This window comes from Singulisphaera sp. GP187, from assembly GCF_900129635.1.
Lineage (GTDB): Bacteria > Planctomycetota > Planctomycetia > Isosphaerales > Isosphaeraceae > Singulisphaera.
Genome location: NZ_FSRB01000001.1, coordinates 5,799,315 through 5,819,749 on the forward strand (window position 1 = coordinate 5,799,315; position 20,435 = coordinate 5,819,749).

Annotated in this window: 16 protein-coding genes and 1 pseudogene; 10 read left to right on the forward strand and 7 right to left on the reverse strand. The window is 61.1% G+C overall.

Annotation, left to right across the window (positions count from 1 at the left end; translation table 11 throughout):
• Window positions 1-53: 53 nt before the first annotated feature.
• Window positions 54-203: a hypothetical protein gene (locus BUS42_RS43795; protein WP_159452279.1), complete on the reverse strand. Its 150-nt coding sequence runs from the start codon at window positions 201-203 to the stop codon at window positions 54-56.
• A 567-nt stretch (window positions 204-770) separates the two neighbouring features.
• Between BUS42_RS43795 and BUS42_RS22705 the strand changes: the two genes are divergently transcribed.
• The 4 genes from BUS42_RS22705 to BUS42_RS22720 all read left to right on the forward strand — a co-directional run bounded on the left by BUS42_RS22705 (window position 771) and on the right by BUS42_RS22720 (window position 6,110).
• Window positions 771-1,100: a MazG nucleotide pyrophosphohydrolase domain-containing protein gene (locus tag BUS42_RS22705; protein WP_074309925.1), complete on the forward strand. Its 330-nt coding sequence runs from the start codon at window positions 771-773 to the stop codon at window positions 1,098-1,100.
• 1,027 nt (window positions 1,101-2,127) lie between these two features.
• The gene (locus tag BUS42_RS45290) at window positions 2,128-3,540 is read left to right on the forward strand and encodes a hypothetical protein (protein WP_254053673.1); all 1,413 of its coding nucleotides are present in this window, start codon (window positions 2,128-2,130) and stop codon (window positions 3,538-3,540) included.
• Window positions 3,541-3,920: 380 nt separating this feature from the next.
• Window positions 3,921-5,153, forward strand: coding sequence for an RNA-guided endonuclease IscB (iscB, locus tag BUS42_RS22715; RefSeq protein WP_074309927.1), 1,233 nt, complete (start codon window positions 3,921-3,923; stop codon window positions 5,151-5,153).
• 30 nt (window positions 5,154-5,183) lie between these two features.
• Window positions 5,184-6,110 (forward strand): ABC transporter ATP-binding protein, encoded by a 927-nt coding sequence (locus tag BUS42_RS22720; protein ID WP_074309929.1) that lies wholly within the window; start codon window positions 5,184-5,186, stop codon window positions 6,108-6,110.
• Between the two features lie 221 nt (window positions 6,111-6,331).
• Here BUS42_RS22720 and BUS42_RS22725 read toward each other — a convergent pair whose 3' ends face one another.
• Window positions 6,332-7,630, reverse strand: a complete 1,299-nt coding sequence (locus BUS42_RS22725; protein WP_074309931.1) for a hypothetical protein — start codon at window positions 7,628-7,630, stop codon at window positions 6,332-6,334.
• Window positions 7,631-8,038: 408 nt separating this feature from the next.
• Here BUS42_RS22725 and BUS42_RS22735 point away from each other — a divergent pair, with 408 nt between their 5' ends.
• The 3 genes from BUS42_RS22735 to BUS42_RS22745 all read left to right on the forward strand — a co-directional run bounded on the left by BUS42_RS22735 (window position 8,039) and on the right by BUS42_RS22745 (window position 10,034).
• Complete coding sequence (locus BUS42_RS22735; RefSeq protein WP_074309934.1) at window positions 8,039-9,208, forward strand: pyridoxal phosphate-dependent aminotransferase; 1,170 nt, start codon at window positions 8,039-8,041, stop codon at window positions 9,206-9,208.
• 80 nt (window positions 9,209-9,288) lie between these two features.
• Window positions 9,289-9,540: a UPF0175 family protein gene (locus BUS42_RS22740; protein ID WP_074309936.1), complete on the forward strand. Its 252-nt coding sequence runs from the start codon at window positions 9,289-9,291 to the stop codon at window positions 9,538-9,540.
• Between the two features lie 8 nt (window positions 9,541-9,548).
• Window positions 9,549-10,034, forward strand: coding sequence for a PIN domain-containing protein (locus BUS42_RS22745; protein WP_159452280.1), 486 nt, complete (start codon window positions 9,549-9,551; stop codon window positions 10,032-10,034).
• Here the strand turns inward: BUS42_RS22745 and BUS42_RS22750 are convergent.
• Both BUS42_RS22750 and BUS42_RS22755 read right to left on the reverse strand, forming a co-directional pair.
• Window positions 10,031-10,519, reverse strand: a complete 489-nt coding sequence (locus tag BUS42_RS22750; protein ID WP_074309938.1) for a hypothetical protein — start codon at window positions 10,517-10,519, stop codon at window positions 10,031-10,033. The genes BUS42_RS22745 and BUS42_RS22750 overlap by 4 nt on opposite strands.
• Window positions 10,516-10,974: a hypothetical protein gene (locus BUS42_RS22755; protein WP_074309940.1), complete on the reverse strand. Its 459-nt coding sequence runs from the start codon at window positions 10,972-10,974 to the stop codon at window positions 10,516-10,518. The genes BUS42_RS22750 and BUS42_RS22755 overlap by 4 nt, the downstream gene beginning before the upstream one ends.
• Window positions 10,975-11,350: 376 nt before the next feature.
• Between BUS42_RS22755 and BUS42_RS22760 the strand changes: the two genes are divergently transcribed.
• Window positions 11,351-13,642, forward strand: coding sequence for an SPFH domain-containing protein (locus tag BUS42_RS22760; protein ID WP_074309943.1), 2,292 nt, complete (start codon window positions 11,351-11,353; stop codon window positions 13,640-13,642).
• Window positions 13,643-14,210: 568 nt separating this feature from the next.
• On the opposite strand, the gene BUS42_RS22765 is transcribed toward BUS42_RS22760, so the two are convergent.
• From BUS42_RS22765 to BUS42_RS22775, 3 genes are all read right to left on the reverse strand, one after another.
• Window positions 14,211-14,660, reverse strand: a complete 450-nt coding sequence (locus BUS42_RS22765) for a hypothetical protein (protein WP_143206433.1) — start codon at window positions 14,658-14,660, stop codon at window positions 14,211-14,213.
• Window positions 14,661-15,477: 817 nt separating this feature from the next.
• Window positions 15,478-16,437 carry a DUF1559 family PulG-like putative transporter gene (locus BUS42_RS22770; RefSeq protein ID WP_074309947.1) on the reverse strand — a complete coding sequence of 320 codons (960 nt, stop codon included), beginning with the start codon at window positions 16,435-16,437 and terminating at the stop codon, window positions 15,478-15,480.
• A gap of 492 nt (window positions 16,438-16,929) precedes the next feature.
• Complete coding sequence (locus BUS42_RS22775) at window positions 16,930-17,856, reverse strand: IS630 family transposase (protein WP_074309949.1); 927 nt, start codon at window positions 17,854-17,856, stop codon at window positions 16,930-16,932.
• Between the two features lie 130 nt (window positions 17,857-17,986).
• Here BUS42_RS22775 and BUS42_RS42065 point away from each other — a divergent pair.
• Window positions 17,987-18,866 (forward strand): annotated as a pseudogene (locus BUS42_RS42065) (IS5 family transposase).
• A 988-nt stretch (window positions 18,867-19,854) separates the two neighbouring features.
• Window positions 19,855-20,235: a hypothetical protein gene (locus BUS42_RS22800; RefSeq protein ID WP_074309957.1), complete on the forward strand. Its 381-nt coding sequence runs from the start codon at window positions 19,855-19,857 to the stop codon at window positions 20,233-20,235.
• Window positions 20,236-20,435 lie beyond the last annotated feature (200 nt).

Consider the following 20,435-nt stretch of genomic DNA (forward strand, 5'->3'; position numbering starts at 1 on the left):
CTCTGGGAGTTTCATCGCATATGAATTGTAGAATGTTTGATTTGACGACTTATTCAAGTTTGAAAATTTGCCATGTTTGGGCGCATGGCCGCCATTCCGCTGAGGTTTTCGTTCCACCGCCGTTCCCTTCTTGGTTCATGGTCCCAGATCTTCAACTCCTCCTTGATCCCCAGTCCGGCGGCGACTTCCGCCACTTTCTTCATCGCCTCGTTGCGGGACAGGCCTCGCGTCTCTCGCAGGAAGTGAATTGCCCCCTGCGGGTCGCCGGTCCTCACCAGTTCGTATCGCTGCAACTCCCACACGGGATCGACCCCGGGAGCAGCCGCGGGCAACCACTCGACCCGAACGTTCCTGTTGGGAATGCCGCAGGTGAGGATGCGTCGTTGGTCCTCGGGGCAGTGGGTCTGTTTATGTCGGCTTTGTATATAGAATGGAATTTGGGGGTGGAGTGCCCACAACCTCAGGGAATGGCGCGCTCAGATCCGTTTGAGTTCAAGCACGCGCTGGGCGGGTTCGCACTCGAGCCACTCCGTCGCCGAAGTCTCGGCGCGGCGGCTCGGCTCTTGCGGCGGATTGGGTCGACACGTAAACTCTACCGGGACACCGTGTTCGCACCGATCGACGCGATTCGGCGGCCAGTCCGGCCGAGTCGTTTTGAACAAAATCGCGGGTTGAAGCGAAACCTACAGAATGCGCCTCGTGCTTTCCCCTTGGGGGCCTCCTTTTGGGATTTGCATTCGAGCTAAGGACTTTTGTAAGATCTAGGTGCGATGAACGAACAAACGGTAGGTCGTGGTGGTTTGACGATCGGCGCCTTACAACGGCAGATCCGCGCGATGTATGGCGCGAAGGACGAGGCGCGGGGGGATGCGGCCACCTTTCTCTGGCTGAGCGAGGAGTTCGGCGAACTGGCGACCGCGCTGCGGTCGGGCACGGACGAGGAGCTCGCCCTGGAGATGGCCGACGTGCTGGCGTGGCTGGTGACCTTGGCCAATATCCGAGGGGTCGACCTCGAGGCAGCCGTTCAGAGAAAGTATGGGACGGCCTGTCCGGGATGTTGCGCCGTTCCCTGTGTTTGCGACCCGTCTGAGAAGCCTTGATCTTGATCCCGTAGGGTGGGCAAGGCCCACCAAATCAAAAACCTGGTGGGCCTTGCCCACCCTACGAGACCTATTTGCGACCGCTCGACTCGTCTCGACTCGATCCTCAAGGAACGTGCATCATGCAACCTCGTCTGGGACGTTGGCCGTTGGCGGCGGTCGTGGCGCTGGCGGGCGTCCTGCCCGCCACCGTGTGGGGAGCGCCGAAGCGGCCGCCGATCGAGGTGGAGAACTTGCGGGTCGGGTTCACCACGGGGAGCTCGAACAACCTGTTCAAGGTGGGCGCGTGGACCCCGGTCTGGGTCCAGCTCAAGGCAGGGGACCAGCGGTTCACGGGGTCGATGGAGTTGGTCGTTCCCGACGATAACGACACGCCGACCGCGGTCCGCCAGGCGATTGACCTGGGGGCGGGGGAGAGCCAGCGGTTCACGACCTACACCCGTCCCGGGACGATCGACCCCGATTTCGACATCCGGCTCACGGATCCGAACCGCAAGGTGCGGATGCCTCGGATCGCCGGGACGTCGCTGGCGAAGTTCGACGCAATCCGAGCGGACGAGACGTTGGTGCTGACCCTCGGCAAGCCGCAAGGGGTCGAGCTGATCCCGACCCTCCCGGGGTTTACCGTCGATCAGACGACGCCCGACCGAGGTACCGTGATTGCCCGGGTGGACGCGGCCGGGGGATATCTGCCGGGGCGTTGGTACGGCTATGACTCCGCCCGCGCGGTGGTGCTCGACACGAACGACCACGCGGTCATGGCGTCGCTCGATGCGCTCCGGGGACGGGCCCTGGTCGACTGGGTTCGCCGCGGCGGGCACCTCGTGGTCTCGGTCGGGGCCAACTGGCAGGCGGTGAGCGACAGCGTGCTCACGCCGATCCTGCCCGCCTTGCCGACCGGCCTACAGCGGGTCAACGACCTGGGGGCGATCGAGTCGTTCGCCAGTGGCTCGACCAAGCCGATTTCTTCCAGTGGCGCGGCGGTGATGGTCGCGAAGCTGGAGGAGATCGAAGAACGGGGGGCAAGGTGCTCAGCCGGGCGGTCGGCGCTCCGCTGGTCGTTCGCGGCTCGCACGGCTTCGGCCGGGTCACGCTCATCGCCCTCGACGTCGATCAGAAACCGTTCTCGGCCTGGGAAGACCGGGGCCTCTTCTGGGTCCGCGCGATCGGCCTCCGCCGCTTGAACTCCGACACCAACAGTGCCAACCCGGCCGTCGGCGCCGGGCGGATCTATCAGTCGGGCGTGCGCGACCTTTCGACCAAGCTCCGCGAGGCGCTCGAGCAATTCCAGGGGGTCAAGCTGATCTCGTTCGGCTGGGTCGCCTTCTTCATCTTCCTCTACATCCTCCTGATCGGGCCGGGGGACTACCTGTTCCTCAAGAAGGTGGTCAAGCGGATGGAGTTGACCTGGATCACCTTCCCCTTGATCGTGGTGACGGTGAGCCTGCTTGCTTACTACGCAGCCTACGTCGTGAAAGGGAACGTGCTCCGCATCAACAAGGTCGACGTCGTCGACGTCCTCCAAGGGCCTGGCCCCGAGAATTCCGTCCCGGCGTCGGGCCTGATTCGGGGGAGTACCTATCTCGATATCTTTAGCCCGCAGAATCGCGACTACTCCGCGTCGATCATCCCGTTGCCGCTCGATCGCGAAGCCCCCGCGAGCAACGGCGATGCCCCCCCGCGCCTGCCGGCGGGCACCGACGTGATGGTGAGCTGGTTCGGCGTCCCCGAGGCGGGCTTCGGCGGGATGGGTAACCGCTCGCAGATGAGCTTCTCCAGCGGCGGCTACGAGTATCTCCCCGCGGGCGGGGCCGAGAAACTCGAAGGGGTGCGGATCCCGATCTGGAGCACCAAGTGTCTCACGGGCCGCTGGTTCGGACCGGGCCCGGCAACCCCCTTGATCGAGTCCGATCTCCGGCCGGCCGGGCCTGACCGCCTGGAGGGCGCGGTGACCAACCGCGTGGGAGTCCCGCTGTACGACGCCATTCTCGCCTACAACCGGCAGATCTACCTGCTGGGGACGGTTGAGCCGGGGACCGATGTTCGGAAGATTGAGCCGGGTGCCACCGTCCGGGTCGCGCTCAGCCAGGACCGCCAGTTGTCGGGGCACATCCGGGATAAGATCCATAACTATCTCCCCCAGCAGCCCTCTTATGACGCCGGCAACGGTGCCCCGATCAACCGGGCCGACCTGTTGCTCGGCCTGATGTTCCACGACGCGGTGGCGGCCTCGGCGTCCGACTCCGCGGTCGCCAGCAACGCGCTCAACGACCTCGACCTGACCGGCCTGCTGCAATTGGACCGGCCGATGCTCGTGGCCCGGATTGACCGGGCGTCCTCGCGGCTCGTGTTGGACAATGCCCCGAGTCCCCCGCAAGTCGATCAGACCACGCTGCTCCGCGTGATCTTGCCGCTCGACACGAGTGGCGCCAAGAAATGAGCCAAGACGTTTCCAGGGCGTGTGCCATACGTTACGTTGCAACCCGGTTGGCCGACGGCGTGCTTCTTCCCACGCACTCCATCGAGATGAGAGAGCAGGCTCCGTAAGCAACCCCACGGCTGAAGCCGGGGGCTTTTGAGAAAAAGCCCGTGCTTACCAGACCGCCGGCCGAAATGCCGGCAGACGATACCGGGGAATCCATAGGCACCAACAGATATCGCCTCAGTCGGTTGCTCTGCGGTCGGCAATTAAACAGTCCTGCGGGTGAGGGGCAGTGTTGCCGGCGAAAACCCCCGAATATCAGGTCGAGAGGAAGTCGGAGCCGCATGCTGGTCACAGGCAGGCGGCGACGCATCACCCCGCAAGGGAGGAGAGGCTTCATGTTAGCCTTTGTTCTGAATCACAAGGGCGAGCCGCTTATGCCATGCTCGCCCGCCAAGGCAAGGCACTTGCTCAAGCAGGGCAAGGCCAAGGTCATCCGCCGTGACCCGTTCACGATTAAGTTGCTGTTTGGGGCCAGCGGCTACAGGCAGGAGGTCGTGGCCGGAATGGATGCCGGCAGCAAGTCCATCGGGGCCGCGGCCGTCGCCAACGGGAAGGTCGTCTATCAGGCGGAGGTCCAGATCCGCGACGACGTGTCGGGGAAGATGAAACAGAGAGTCATGTACCGGCGAAACCGAAGGTCAAGGAAGACCCGGTATCGCCCCGCAAGGTGGAACAACCGGGCCGCCATGCGAGCCGATGGGAGACTGGCCCCTTCAATCCGATCCAAGATCGAGAGCCACCTTCGCGAGCGGAACTTTATCGCGAGTATTCTGCCGGTGACGCGGTGGAAGGTGGAACTTGCGTCCTTCGACACCCACAAGATCACCAACCTCGCCGTCGATGGCGCTGGCTATCAGGACGGCGCACAGAAGGGTTACTACAACATCAAAGCGTATGTCCTTCATCGCGACGACTACGCCTGCCAGAGCGGACGAAAGGTCAAGCATTCCCAGAAGCTTAACGTCCATCACGTCACGTTCCGGTCCAACGGAGGCACTGACACCCCCTCGAACCTTTTGACCCTGTGCGAGTCGTGCCACGACGATCTCCACGCCGGTAAATTCGTGATCCTGGCGAAGAAATCCAAGACGAAGCACGCCACCGAAATCGGCATCGTCAAGGCATCGCTCAAGAAGAGCGGCTGGTCGTTCGAGGAGATGTTCGGCTACGAGACCAAATACAAACGTGAGCAATGCCTCGGCTGGCCCAAGAGCCATGCGGCTGATGCCGTGGCGATCTGCTGCGGAGACGGTGAGGTCGTCGAGCCGCGCCCGGTCACCTATCGCAAGCGTCACGTTTCCAAGGGCGACTACCAGCAAACCAGCGGCAAGCGTGGCGAGAAGCGAACCCCAACTGGCAAATTGTTCGGGCTACGCAAGTTCGATCTCGTTGAATCCCCGAAAGGGGTCGGTTTCGTTAAAGGCAAGCGATCGAGCGGGTACTTCGCTATTGCGACCCTTGACGGTATTGCGATCCATAACAGCGCTAAGGCAACGGCATGCAAGCGAATTGCAGCTCGCTCTACCACGTTGACCACGAGAATTCACGCGGCTCCTTCCCACGCCTGAAGGCGGGAGTTTCCGCCGCTAGGAGGTTTGATGATCGAGACCAACGACCTGACCAAGATGTACGGTGATCTGTATGCCCTGAACCGGCTCAACCTGACGCTCGACAAGGGAGACGTCTACGGCTTCATCGGCCCCAACGGCGCGGGCAAGACGACGACGATGCGGATCCTGGCCACGCTCCTCAACCCGACCTGGGGAGAGGCCACCGTCTGCGGCTACTCGATCTACACCGGAGCCAAGGACATCCGCCGCGCGATCGGCTACATGCCCGACTTCTTCGGCGTCTACGACGACATGAAGGTCATCGAGTACCTCGAGTTCTTCGCTGCCGCCTACCGGATCAAAGGCCCGGCGCGGAAGAAGATCTGCGAGGAGGTGCTCGAGCTGGTCGACCTCACCTACAAACGCGACGCCCTGGTCACCAGCCTGTCACGCGGGATGACCCAGCGGCTCGGCCTGGCGCGGGTCCTCCTCCACGATCCCCAGGTCCTCCTGCTCGATGAGCCCGCCTCGGGCCTCGACCCCCGCGCCCGGATCGAGATCCGCGCGCTCTTGAAAGAGCTCCGCCTGATGGGCAAGACCATCCTGGTGTCGAGCCACATTCTGCCCGAGCTTGCTGATATCTGCAACAAGATCGGGATCATCGAGCAGGGCGTCTTGCTCGTCAACGGCGCGGTGGTTGACGTGATGAAGCAGGTCCGCACCGACATCGTCCTGAACATCGCCGTGGCCGACCGCCTGACCGACGCGGCCAACCTGCTCGAGAACCAGCCCGAGGTCGAGAGCGTTCAGGACAAGAACGGGGTCCTGATCGTCAAGATGAACGAAGGGGTCGTGCAGTACAGCTTCCTGGCCAGCCGCCTGATCGAGCAAGGCTACGACTTGACCCTGTTCAAGGAAGACGAGATCAACCTCGAAACGGCGTTCATGCACTTGACCAAGGGGATCACGAGCTGATCGGGGAGAGTTTCGGGCGGACAAGTAAGCCGGAAACGCATTTGCGTTGGTGAGGGCCCGGTCGTCAGAAAAATATTACGGTCTTGGATTTTCGTGGCGGTCCATGCCATTCGACTTTCAATTCCCAGTCGGGTTGAGCAAAGCGACCCCAGTCCACAAACGGCTTAAACGCCTGTGGACTGGGGTCATGCTTGTGTCTGAGAACCTGTTGCGAGTCGGGATCAGGGATTCGGCGGTTCGAAGCCGCTTCGAGCGATGAAATTCGCGACCTGGCCCGAAGGAGTCGATGAACCGATATTGACGCCGAAGGTGAAGGGGTTTAAGGCCGGGGAGACGAGCTGGTCCGAGAGACGGGGAGAGCTCACGGTTACCGAGCCGTTGACGAGGAAGACAGAGGGGTTGGGGATTGGCTGGTTGGTCACCGCGGAAGTGCCGATGATGGAGCTCGCCGCGATCCCACTCGCCGCGGAGAAGAGACTGCCCGGGCCGATGACGATGTTGCCCTGGACATACCCTGAGACTGCGGGGACAAGGGTGCTTGTCCCGCTCCCGACCAGAGATTGGTTGAGGGCGACGATGTTCGACCCTGTCCCGGTCCCCTTGGGTGGTTGAGGAGTTGCGCCGAGGAAGCGGCCGACGTTGAGGGAAGCACCGTTCTGGAGGGTCAGGTTCTGGCCAACGTTGAACAGGTTCAGGTCGCGGCCGATGACGATCCCTGGGCCTCGATCGAGCTTGACGTTGTTGAGTACGTCAAGTGTGTTCAGGTCGCCATTCGTCTGGATCGACGCTCCCGGCAGCAGGTTGTTGAAGGCGATGCGATCGATGGCTGTCGTGCCCAGGGAGACTAAGGGGCCGGACAGGTTGGCGGTGTGAAAGCCGAGGATCGCGCCGATCTGGCCGCTGTTGACGGTGATCTGGCCGATGTCGAGGACCTTTGACTGATTCGTCTGGCCGTAGGCGAAGCTGTGCGCGTAGCCCTTGCGCTGGGGGAACGGCTGTGGGCTGATGTCGAGTTCGGACTGAGTGGTCGTGCCGTCAATGATCAATCCCACCCGTCCGCGGGACATCGAATAGGCGCGGACCGTGCCGATCGGCTGGACGGGTCCCCCGCCGGGGACCTGACCCTGGATCGGGTTCTGGGCCCCTGGGACATTGGCTCCCGACCCGGTTTGCGATTGCCCCTGGCCCGCGGGGGGGATGAACTGCGTCAGGCTGATCCGGAAGTGGCTGCCGTCCGGAGCCGCGACGATCACGCTCTGGCCGCCGTGGGCGGTTCGGGTCGCAACCTTGTTGCCGCGCGGGAATTGGGCGACGGGGAACCGAGGCGCGCCCGGTGAGAGGAACTGAGGGTTATTGTTCTCGAAGGCGACGCCCGGCTTGGGATTCCTGAGGAATACCGCACCTGGCAAATTTGACGTCTTCCCTGACATCAGGACGCGAGTCTCGAGCGTCTCGTGCTCCAGCGTCGGCCGAAACGCGCGATGGTTCGTCCGGCGGCCCTCCTTGCGATCAACCGACATCTGAGATCCTCCTTGATCCAATCCTGAAGGCACCGCACCCCCCGTTTGTTGGCAACCAGGCGATGGCCACGGTGGTTGTCCAAGGGAATTCGGTGCGCCTAAGCACTATTGTCTGGCCCTCTGTATCGGCGCGCCGCTTGATCCTTCAATGCCGAATCGGCCGGCTGGTTGGCCACGAGGTTCGTCTGGTAGGCGTAGTGACGGATTGGCCGCCTGGTGCGGTCGTGCGAATTGGCTGAGTGTTGCGGGATGCGAGCCGGTTGGGCCACAATGGGCGCGTGGCTCCGCGAGCGCTCGCCGAGCCGATCCACCTTGGCGGCGTGCCCCACACGCCGACCTCATTCGCGGGCTTGGCGTGCCCTTCGCGCCGCGCGTCTCATCCTCACTCAATCAAGTTAAGCAAGACCGATGCAACACCCCCTGCTCTCGCAGAAGGCCACGCGGTTCACCGAGAGCGTGATCCGCGGCATGTCGATCGAGGCGGCCAAATACAAGGCCGTCAACCTGGCCCAGGGGATGCCCGACTTCCCCGCCCCGCCCGAGTTGAAAGCGGCCGCCTGCCGGGCCATCGAGTCGGACATCAACCAGTACGCCGTCACCTGGGGCGCACGGGGCTTGCGCCATGCGATCGCCGAGCACGCCGGCTGGCACCTCGGGCTGACGGTCGACCCGGAGACCGAGATCACCGTCACCTGCGGCAGCACCGAGGCGATGCTCGTGGCCTTGCTTTCACTGATCAACCCAGGGGACGAGGTCATCCTCTCGCAGCCCTTCTACGAGAACTACTGGCCCGACTGCGTGCTGGCCGGCGCGATCCCGCGGTTCTTCCCGATGCACGCCCCGGATTGGACGTTCGACCCCGACGAGCTGGCCGCCGCTTTTAACGATCGGACCAAGGCGATCGTCCTCTGTAATCCAAACAACCCGACCGGCACCGTCTTCTCGCGCGCCGAGCTCGAACAAGTCGCCGCGCTCTGCCGCAAGTGGGACGTCATCGCGATCACCGACGAGATTTATGAGCATATTATCTATGACGGCCGGCCCCATGTGGCGCTCGCCTCGCTCGAGGGGATGCGCGAGCGCTCGGTGACGATCGGCGGGATGTCGAAGACCTATTCGGTGACCGGTTGGCGGGTCGGGACGATGATCGCCCCGCCGGCTCTGACCCACGCGTTCCGCCAGGTCCACGACTACGTCTCGATCGGCGCGGCGGCCCCGCTCCAGGAGGCCGGCGCCTTCGCCTACCGGATGCCCCGCGACTACTACACCAAGCTCTCGGCCGACTACCAGGGCCGGCGCGATCGCCTCTGCTCGGCCTTACTCGACGTCGGCTTCGACCTCGTCCCCCCGCACGGGGCCTACTACGTGATGGCCAACATCGAAGCCTTCGGCACCACCGACGACGTCGCCTTTGCGCGGCATCTGGTCCGCGACCTCGGCGTGGCCACCGTCCCCGGCTCCAGCTTCTTCCATGACAAAGCGCTGGGACGGCAATACATCCGCTTCTGCTTCTGTAAGCAAGACTCGACCCTTGATGCGGCCATCGAGCGGCTCAGGAAGTTGCAGGTGATTGTTTGAACCAAGGACCCTTCGCGGTTGTCATCCTTGTACAATGAAAGGGTCACCTCACGTCCTGCCGTTGCCGGAGGAGTGTTCCGATGCCTGTCGTGATCCCTGACGAGACCTTGGAGGCGGCCGGCTTGACCGAGCGTGAGGCGATCGTGGAAATCGCCTGTCGTCTGTACGACGCCGGCAAGCTGGCGCTTTGGCCCGCCGCGAAGCTCGCCGGGTTGAACCGGGCCGACTTCGAAGGTGAATTGATGTCCCGAAAGATCCCGGTTTACCGTCCCACCGAGCAAGACTTGGCGGACGACCTCACCGCGCTGGAGCGTCTGAGGGATCTCCTGTGATTCTTGTTGTGAGCGACACCTCCCCGATTCGAGCGCTCGCGAATCTCCAACGCCTCGATCTTCTCCCCGAACTGTTCGTCGAGGTCGTCGTTCCACCTGCCGTGGAGAGAGAACTCAGGAATTCGCCGAAAGGACTGGCTACCGTCGACTTGGGAGAATACCCATTCATCCGGGTTCAAGCTGTCACTGACAGAACGGCGGTCACTCGGTTTCTTCTCAAGCTTGATGAGGGAGAGTCAGAAGCCCTGGCCCTTGCTCTGGAAGTGGGGGCGGACCTGATTCTCTTAGATGAAGCAGCCGACCGGCATGCGGCAAAACGGGCTGGGCTGACCCCGCTCGGCGTCCTTGGCGTTTTGCTGGAGGCCAAGCAACGTCGCCTAATCGAGTCGCTCTCCCCGCTTCTGGATCAGTTGCAAGACGATTATCGCTTTTTTATCACCCCGCGGCTTCGGGCCGAAGTGCTCCGCTCGGCGGGCGAGTTCCCCCTGAGTTAAAACCAATCCTCAAAGTTCTCGAGGATGACATCGAGCATTTTCAGTAATGTAAAGCCGTTGCGCGATTTCAAACGCATCGAAATTGCGAATGGATACTCGGCCGGGGCTTTCGTCGGCGAGGCGCGAGGCCAGGGGTATTCCGTATTTGGACCGTCCGCGGCGAGAGCCGGGGCCAGTCTTTCGAGTTCGTAAGCTAAATCGGAAATATCAGCAATCCATTCTCCGAAACTCACCAAGTCTCGGAAGCCGATTCCTTCGGCAATTCGACGGTTGGTCGCGATCGAGCGGATGAATCTCACGAATGCTGCGTGTCCAAGGACCTTCACTCCGGGGTTCCGCCAGAAATAGGCTTTGGCCAGCTTCTCGGTGAGCATTTGGAGATAGAGCAATTGGTGGCAGGCCGGCAGAGAGTGTGAGTCCAACAGTTGCAGAACCGCTCGATCGGATCGGGCCTGGATGAGATAGAGACGCTGTTGCTCATTCATCGCTCACCAGGGGAAATCGCCTGGAAGCCCTCCAGCATCCACCCTGGTGGAAGCGGCAATTGACCGGCTCGTATCGCCTCGAACTGGCCAGGGGTGACATCCGCTACGAAGAGTTGATATGGCACGCCTTCGATGTCGGGCATGAAGTCGATCGCTTCAATCGGAGCATTTTCCGGAATGTGCGCCAGATCATTGACCTCGAGCAATCGGACTTCCTGGGCCGGTGCCCCGTTTGGCAGATAGAGGATCCGGCTGATCCCTTTATCGACGGCGAAATGGCGGCGGCCGATCCACTGGGCGAATTCGAGTTGGCTCATCCCACTCGCGGGTGGGCGTGCCCTCTCTTCTCGCTCGACCGCCTCACGTCGTTCCCCATCGACCTTACGGATCAGATCGGAGTATTGTCTCTGCGGCAGTTCACGAAGTTGTTTGAGTAATTCTTCAACATCTGGCATGTCGGTACTCTCCGTGGTTCCGGCTGGAATGCCTCGTCCCCATTTTCCTCAGGATGTGCTCTACGGTAAGCCGAGTCCCTCGTAGAGTCGAACGGACGCCTCAATCCGTATTGTATCAAAACGGTCTCCCGGGCTCTCCGAGGGAATGCCCGATGCCTTCATCCTCGCCCGTGCTTTCGATCAACCGGAAGTGCCTCTCCTAAAAATCTAAGATCGCTCATCCGGGAAATATTCGTAAATATCATGGGGGTGTCTGACGAATGCTCCCCAACGGGCTCAAGTCCTCCGCGTTGCGATTAGGGGTAATGCGGGGACTGGGAAAACTTTGCGGCGGCATCTTCCCGTCGATGACGCCGGGGCCAGACGAGATCGCAACATGTTCGCGGCAATGGGGATGTGGCTTGGGCCAATGCTCTGGGCCCAACTCTTTCCTGGGGATTGGTTTGTGTTCTTGGTGGTCGGTTTTTTTGGCCTCGTGATTGCAACGGTCGTGTTTTCGGGGATGCGATACATCCCGAACAACCGGGTCGGGATTGTCGAGACGCTGTGGTCGCCCAAGGGATCGGTCCCCGAAGGGCGGATGATGGCGCTCCTGGGTGAGGCCGGTTTTCAGGCCGACCTCCTCCGTGGTGGTGTCCATTTCGGCTTGTGGGCCTGGCAGTACCGGATCCACCGGGTCAACCTGGTGACGGTGCCTCAAGGCAAGATCGGTTATGTCTACGCGCGGGACGGCGAGCCCTTGGAGCCGAGCCAGACCCTCGGGCGCGTCGCGGGCTGCAATAACTTTCAGGATGCCCGCGCGTTCCTGGTCGGCGATGTGGTGACGGGGCCGGGCGAAGAAACGCTCCCCCTCGGCCAGCGCGGTCGACAGCGGATGATCCTCCGCGAGGGGGTTTATGCGATCAACCTCGCGCTGTTCGTGGTGATCACCGAGGATGCGGCGTACCGGCTGGAATTTCAGGGACGCCGCGAGCTGGAGACGATCGTCGGCTGGCAGAACGAGCTCAAGGCGTCGAACGGATTCAACCCCGTCGTGATCGGGGCGCCGATCCAGGCGCCCGACCCGATCCATCCCGAGCGGCAGATCACGGTGGACAGCCTCGGGATTGTGACGGTGCAAGACGGACCGAGCCTTGGCCCCGGCGAGATCATTGCGCCGGCGGTCGGCACTCGGCGCGAAGATAAACATTTCCACAATAACTATCAGGACCCTGAGGCGTTCCTCGCCGCGGGGGGGCATCGGGGCCGGCAGTATGTGCCCCTGACCGACGGCACCTATTTCATCAACCGCTGGTTTGCCTCGGTCGAGGTTGTGCCCAAGACGGTCGTGCCGATCGGCTTCGTGGGTGTGGTGGTCAGCTACTACGGACGCACCGGCCAGGACATCTCGGGCACCGGGTTCCGCCACGGCGAGCGGGTCGCCGAGGGGGAGCGCGGGGTCTTGGAGCGGCCGCTCGGCCCCGGCAAGTACGGGTTCAACCCGTATGCCGGCAGCATCGTGATGGTCCCGACGACGAACTTCGTCCTGCACTGGGTCACCGGCCGGACCGAGACCCACCGCTACGACGAGAGTCTGCGTTCGATCGACCTCGTCACGAAGGATGCGTACGAGCCGACTCTGCCGCTCTCGGTCGTCGTCCATATCGACTATCAAAAGGCCCCGAACGTGATCCAGCGGTTCGGCGACGTCAAGAAGCTGATCACGCAAACGCTCGACCCGATGCTGTCCGCCTTCTTCCGCGATGTCGCCCACAAGCGAACCATGCTCCAGCTCTTGCAGGACCGCGACGACATTCAGCGCGAGGCGCGGGAAACCCTCTCGGCCCGGTTCGGCCAGTTTGACATCGAGTGCGTCGACGTCCTGATCGGCAAGCCGGATACGGCCGAGGCGGGGGGCAAGATCGAAACGCTCCTCGAGCAGTTGCGCCAGCGCCAGCTCTCGGTCGAACAGATCGAAACCTACCAGCGCCAGCGGGCCGCCGCCGAGACCTTGCAAACGCTCAACGACGCCCAGGCGCAGGCGACGATGCAGACGAGCCTGACGAACTCCAAAGTGCAGATCCAGATCGTCGAAAACCAGGGCGAGGCCGAGCTGGCCAAAACCCGCAAGGCGGCCGAGGCCGACCTCGCCCGCGCCCAGAAAATGGCCCAGCAGATGGTGGTCACGGCCCAGGCCGAGCTCGATCGCTCGCGCAAACAGGCCGAGCAGATGGTCGTCCTCGCCCAGGCCGAGGCTGAACAACGCACCCTCGCCGGCAAGGGCGAAGCCTCGAAAATCGCCCAGATCGGCCTGTCGGAGGCGTCGGTCCTGCTCCGCAAGGTTCAGTCGTTCTCCGACCCGAGGCTGTACGCGCTCACCCAGATCGCGAACCAGCTCGCCAACAGCAATCAGCCTCTGGTTCCCCAGCGCGTCTTCATGGCCGGGACCAGCGGCCATTCCTCCAACGGCGATTCCCAACACGGTTCGGACAGTTCCGCCCAGGGCCTGTTCGGACTCCTCATCAGCCTGATGGTCGCCGAGAAATCCGGCTTCGGCGTGGCCGAGGCCGATGCCGAAGGGACCAAGTCGCTCGAAGAGTATGCCGAAAAGATGACCCGTGAGGCGATGGCTGTCCCTGCCCCGACAACGCCCAATGGGGTGACCAACGCCAAGCCCGACGCGAGTTGATTTCGGCCTGTATGTTTGAATGAGTAAATGCTCCGGAGCGGCCTCAAATTCGGATGGAGGCCGCCCCGGTGTTTATTTTACAGCGGTTTACCTTCGGGTCGCTCACAGACGGGTGGCTGGGGTAGCGCCCCCCCTGGCGCTCGCTCTCTGTAGCAGGGGTCTCCGACCCCGGTGCCCAGGCCAAAAGACCGGGGGGCGGAGGCCCCTGCTACAGAGAGCGAGCGCGTTCTGAACAGGAGGCTCGATCTCCCTGATCCGTGCGCCATCCGACGGTAAACCGATGTAGTATCTACCAGACCCGCTGAATTGAGTATGAGTCAAACACATTGTCGGCGCTGACGATCGGAATCTGATCGTACGAGGCTTGGGCTATCACCTCTGACTCCATATCCGTCGACATTCTAGACGACCTGAGCGAAGGAATCGCCGAGCTAGTCCGTCAGGGATTCGACGCTGAGCTCATCGCCGAGCGTACCGACCCGTCCCGGAGCCCCATTCCGTCCGATCGACTGTCTTGAACGGCAAGTTCCCGCCCGGATTTATAAACGACACAAGCACCAGAATCAAATCACTGAACAGTCACCTTCAGCTTTGTAGTCGGGGCCTGACCCTCGACCACTTCTCGGTCGGCTTGGACAGTTAAATCGTATTTTCCAGCGGAGGCAGGTGTTTTAATCGTTGTCTTGCACTCGTAGATCCCATCCCCAAGTGCAACTGGCTTGGCCGTGAATTGCCCGGCCGTGGCCTTTCCTCGTTTAAACATGAGCAAGACCACGTCTGGCACCTTGGCTTGATCAGAGCACTTGAAGCGAACGATGCAATTCATAGGCACTGACATCGCGACCTTAACCGGAGTGTCGGAGCTAGGCTGACGAATTTCAAACTTGATGGTCGGCGACAACTCCGCACCTGCTTTCGCCTTCGGAGCGGAGTTGGTGGCATCTTGATCGGCCTCCGCAGAGCCGAGCCCCAAAGAAACAACGATAGCCATAGTGCATCGAGTGAAAATGCGAAGCATGTTGTTCTCCGATTCTTGACTTGAAATGTGGTTGAAAGCCACCGCCTGGACGAGCAAGCCACTGGAACCAGCGTGAAGCAAGCTGAACCAACAAGCGTGTTCTTAAGAGACCTAACAAAACAGCCGCGTGGCGTAAAAGCGGGGCAGACGCCGGGCGTTGTCAGGGCCTCCAAAGAATAATATCGAGGATAGGGTGGGGGCAAATAGGGGGGGGCCAGGGACTACTAATTTCTTGCCTGCACCCTGTCGGTCCATCATGGAACTACGCTGAGAGGACCGACAGCGGTACGGTCGATCAGTTGCCCACCACCCTGTGACCACAACTCGACGAAAACGGTCATGGTAACTTGTTGAGTTGCCGCTGGGGCCGTCATGGACTGCCAAGTATCTGGAGGCGGCGGAACTACCATACCAGCGGGCCGATTAGGGGCGGCGGCTTGAGCTTGGCCGGCTGAAGCGCCGTCATTCCTTACAGCATATATGAGAATGTAAGAGCCTTGTGGGCAGTACTGTTTATACCAAACATCAACTAGATAAGTTGATCCTTGAACAATGTTGGGACCCGATGCCGATGCTGTTGGCAGTTTTATGACGAGGAATTCGCCTGGATTCGACGGTGGCGGCGGCGGCATTTGAGCCCGCGCAGGGCTCGCGAGGATTCCGAGAATGGCGAGCGAGACAATCAGTCTGGTCATCTGTTGCATGGCCACTTTCCTTTATAGCACTTGTTCCTGGAACAACGTTGACCCGAATTTCAGATTCGATCACCTATCGCGCTGGCCGGGCTGAGCGAAACTTGATAACGCCTCCGACCTCCCTAAAACGCATCCGTGCCACAATTGTCTCCTCCGGCTCGACTGCCAATGGCGCGCCAAATATTTTTGTGTATGCTATTTCTCAAAAACTGAATATGTCCATCTACGAACAATACATGTGACCCTTCGCCATGTAGACTGCTCGCCGTCCAAGCCCCCTCATGAACTAAAGTGCCATTTGTGCAGCTTGATTCGTTGGGATTCAGTACGTGGTTGTAAATCGTGTGCCCGAACTCTCCGTAAAGCCAGTTTGCACCTTTGTTGGAAGTGATGGATTGCCCTGCCTCAAGAACTTGGAGGCGGCATTGTTCCGCAAAAAGCTCGAGTTGGTCAGGCCGGATCAATGAGACGGGCGTTGCGAATACGGTCCTTCTGGGATCCTGGACGCCAGAGGCACCGCCTCCGAGCATCCATTCGGCCATCAAAGCTGTGGAGCTAAACCCATCGATCACGCTGCCCGGTACTACCGGAGGTGCATTTCCTGGCACAAAAATTCCGTTGTAGCCGTATGCCTGTGTCCCGCTCCCTCCATTCCCCGCGTAGTTTGTGAACCCGTTTGCCTGCATACTTGGCCTTGCATCCGACGGGCAAAGAAACACCGACAAGGAGACACTCGATACGCTAAAATTTTCATCATACGAATATGACAAGAACGGTTTTCCGGATCGAAATTCTATTTGCTCATATAATCTAGTTTCTCCTAGCTTCGGCAACAACATCGCGTGCATTGAAAACGCTCGTCCCGCGTTACTTCCAGGCGGAAATGACTGCATGTCAGTTAGGTACGAATGAATTGCGACGCCGATTTGCCTGAGATTGCTAGCACAACCAGCACGCCTTGCCGCCTCTCTGGATGCTTGTATTGCCGGCAGCAGAAGCCCTAAGAGCAGCCCCAGCGTCGCAATAACAACGAGTATTTCGATCAAAGTGAGTCCGGCCTTCGGACTGCGAAGTTTAAGCATGCGATGCCTGCGTCTTTTAGCGGACTAGGAAGTAGGCAGGTGGCACTGTAGTGGGTAGAGAACCGAGTCGTTCGACGACAACCTGACTCCTCACATAAAGTGAGCCAGGGTTTTGCCGGACCACCGAAATCCAACGGAGTTCTGTCGTTGCGAGCATGCCGATGAATATTTCTTGCAAGCATGGACACCGATATGGATTAGCTAGTTGGGGTAACAGCGAATCAAAGCATGCACGATCATACCATTGTAATCGTGATATCGAATAAATAAAGCAAACGGCTCGCCGACTGAGTCGATAGCTCGTTTCGTAATGAATCTAAGTCATTATGCTGTAAGGGATTATCAGTGTTCTTATTTGGTCTGCTGATCCAGATCTGGCTGTTTTACTGCCTGAATCGCACGCATTTTCGCCAGATTGTTGGGCACGGATATCGAGTTCGGCTCGCGGGAAGCTCACACGAGTTCATGCTCGACTACGTAAGCTAGAGCGCCTCACAGTTGCATTGCGTACGCCGCACGGTCTCCGAACCACCCGGCGATATCTTCGCGGGTTACGTCATGCAAGGCCGAACCGAACGCCGCATAGACCGCCGCCACCGTCCTCATCGCTCCCTTGACCTTCGAGACCATTTCTTCGATCGGTGTCAGGTCCGGACTCCACGGCGGCAGCGGCACCACTCGCGCACCGGCCGCCTCGATGGCCTCGGTCGTCTCCTCCGACTTGTGCGGCTTGAGATTGTCCCAGATCACCACGTCCTCCGGCTTCAACTCCGGGACCAACACCTGTTCCACGTAGGTCTCGAACACGTCGGTGTTGGTGGCACCGGGGAAGGCCAACGCCGCGGTCACCCCGGAGAGGCGCAGACCGCAGGTCAGCGTGATCGACTCCCAACGGCCAGGGGCACTCCCGTAGACGCGCTCTCCCACGGGGGCACGGCCGTGAGTCCGGGTCAGCGCCGTGTTGGCCCCGCACTCGTCCACGAAGACCAGCCGGCTTGGGTCCGTGCCGGCCAGGTCCTCACAGAACTCCCGCCGCTGCTCCTGGACCTCGGGGCGGTCCTGCTCCTGGGCCCGCGGGAACTTCTTCTTGCGCGGCAACCCCAGCTTGCGCAGGGCGCGCGAGATGGTCATGGTGCTGCACGCGGTGCCGAGCCGCTGTCGGCACTCCTCGAGCGTGGCGTCAGGCTGCTGACGGATCAACTCCCGGAGCCGCTCCAGGTCCTCTGGCCCGAGCGAGAGCGGATGGCCTCCACCGTGGGGCTTGGGCTCGAGCGAGCTGGTGCTGCGATACCGTTTCAACAGCCGCGTGACGAAGGAGACACTCACCATGAAGCGACGAGCGATCTGGCGCGAGGAACCCTCGCCGCGCTGGATCGTGTCGAGGACTCGTTGTCGGAGATCCTGAGAATAGGGTGTCATCGGCCACCTCCTCACTCATGTCTCCTTTCAAATGGTGCGCCATCCACCTGTTCGGCGCTCTAGGCTCTGTTTGACAAACCGTCTGGAGGCGTCGAACGTAGAAATAGGGTGATCGAGCAGGAGGTCCCCTATGCATCGCTACGAACTCACTGATCAACAATGGGCTCGGATTGAGCCGCTCTTGCCGCACCGGACCCATCACGGCAACCTGGGGCATCCGTTCAACGACCACCGCCCCATCCTCAACGGCATCCTTTGGATCCTTCATACCGGCGCCCCTTGGCGAGATCTCCCCGAGCGCTACGGCCCCTGGGAGACTGTGTACTACCGGTTCAACCGCTGGCGTCGGGACGGTACATGGATTCGGATCGTCTCCTCGCTCTTGGATGAACTGGACGATCGAGGCCAGATCGACCATGACTTGTGGTGCATCGACGGCTCCGTGATCCGGGCCAGCCGGGCAGCCGCCGGGGCGAAAAAAAAAGGCAAGCCGATCGTGCAGGCTTGGAGGGCGTCAAGAGACGCAAATGGAGGAACCGCCGGACAATGCGTTGGGGCGTTCGCGAGGCGGGTTCGGCACCAAGATCCACCTCGTGTGTGATAGCCATGGGAGCGTGGTCGGTATCCACGTCACGGCCGGACAGAGGCACGACAGCGTGGCCTTCGAGCCGACGATGGCCCGACGCCTGTTCCGTCGCCGTCGGGGCCAGCGTCGCTGGCCGCGGCGGCTGGCAGGCGACAAGGGGTATAGCTATCGGCGGATCCGGCGCTGGTGCCGGAGGCGACGAGTCGAGGCGGTGATCCCGACGCGCAAGGACCAGCCTCGGGATGAGAAGTTCGACAAGGCCACATACAAGCGGCGGAATATTATCGAGCGGGTGGTGGGCTGGTTCAAGGAGTACCGCCGGTTAGGCACCCGCTACGAGAAATTGGCGGTTAACTACGTCGCCATGTGGTTGGTCGCAATCATGGAGAAAGCCCTGTTTCGCCTTTTGCCAAACACAGCCTAGAACGACGGCCTTGTACGTCTCAAGCCTTTCGGGGCCAGCGTTGGCCCAGAATGCCACGATGGGACCTCAGAGCAACTCGGGTTGGTCCGGGGTTACTTGGGCCGGGGCTGATTAGTGGACACCTTCGCCCAAGGATACCACGCGGCCCGATCGTACTTGAGACTCAGCATCCGGTGATATTCGGCCATCCTGATTTGCCACGCCGCACGACGACGCTCCGCTTCAAGGTCAAGCGGCCGTAAGCCGGCATCTCTGTGAGTCGACGCGGCGGACATTCTGGTGACACTTGAGGCTTTTCGGAACCGTTGCTCGCTCGTGGCGTGAACGAAGTCCATGTGCTGGCGAATGCTGGAGATCCGTGCGAGCCTGTTGATGTGCCGCCCTGCTGCGAGCGAGAACGCAAGGATTGCCACAGCCATCATGGTCCGCTGCGTCATGAGGCGAGGGAGTCGCATGCGAGACCTCGGAAGCGGTCGTCGTTCACCTGGGCAAGCCGTCGTTCCACGAATCCCACAGCGGATGACCCTTCGCGGCGGAATGACTTCGTTGCACACGCCAATTGGCCCACCAGTTTTCGATCAACGTGCCGAGTCCCAGCAGGATTTGGACGAAGATAAAGCCGCAGATCCCCTCGTAAAGGCTAGTCCGGTCGCTGTCGGGCCACCTTGAAACGCGAGCGATGGTTGCGAACATGGCTGCCATGAACGCCACGGCGATGATCAGGGTCCGGATTCTGAACCGGCATAGCCGCATAGATCACTCCATCCGGCAGGGACGTCCAGCACGCGAACCGATCGAGTCGAGGCTACCGCATGCCTGGGATCAGGACAAGATGGCCCGAGTGGTTGTGGGCGGGTTGGTCGGCCTGCGTGGCCGCTCTCGCTGGGTGGCAAGTGCAACGACCTTGACGGCATGGTATCCTCGACGATGATAGGGCCTCGGCCGCATGGCCTCTGGCAGACGTAAGAGTGCGATCTGAGGACGGACCATGCGACCGCCCAAGGTCACGATTCGGCGGATGCTCTTAATCATCGCCATTTCCGCTCTGCCAATGTGGATCGCGGCTGACAAACGGCGCGACCATTACTTACGCAAGAGCGACTCCAACGCCTTCATCGAACGGCGACGGATCGACGAATACAAGTCACTCTCTCCCGGTGGCACCAAAAGGAACCTGTTGTTGAATCGCGGCTTCATCGCCCGGTCCATCGACGATAGAGTCATATGGGTAAAGGGAATGGTCGACTACCACGCGGACCTGAAGCGTAAGAATCGGCGGGCCGCTTGGTTGCCCTGGGGACGCGACACGCCGGACCCTCCAAGGCCGCCGGTACCAACGTCGATCGCGCGTGCCAAGCCTGAACGATAGACCCTCGCTAACAGCAGTCGGTCGAATGGATCCTTATGGTGGAACGGTAGATCGACGATCCCGGACAGGTGTTCGTCGGCGATCGACAGCAACTCGAAGTGGTTTCGGATCATGTGCTGATGGATATAACCTCGGTACGGCCCTCCGATGTCGAGCTTCTTCAGACTCACCTTGATGGCGATCTCCCAGCAACTCGCCGT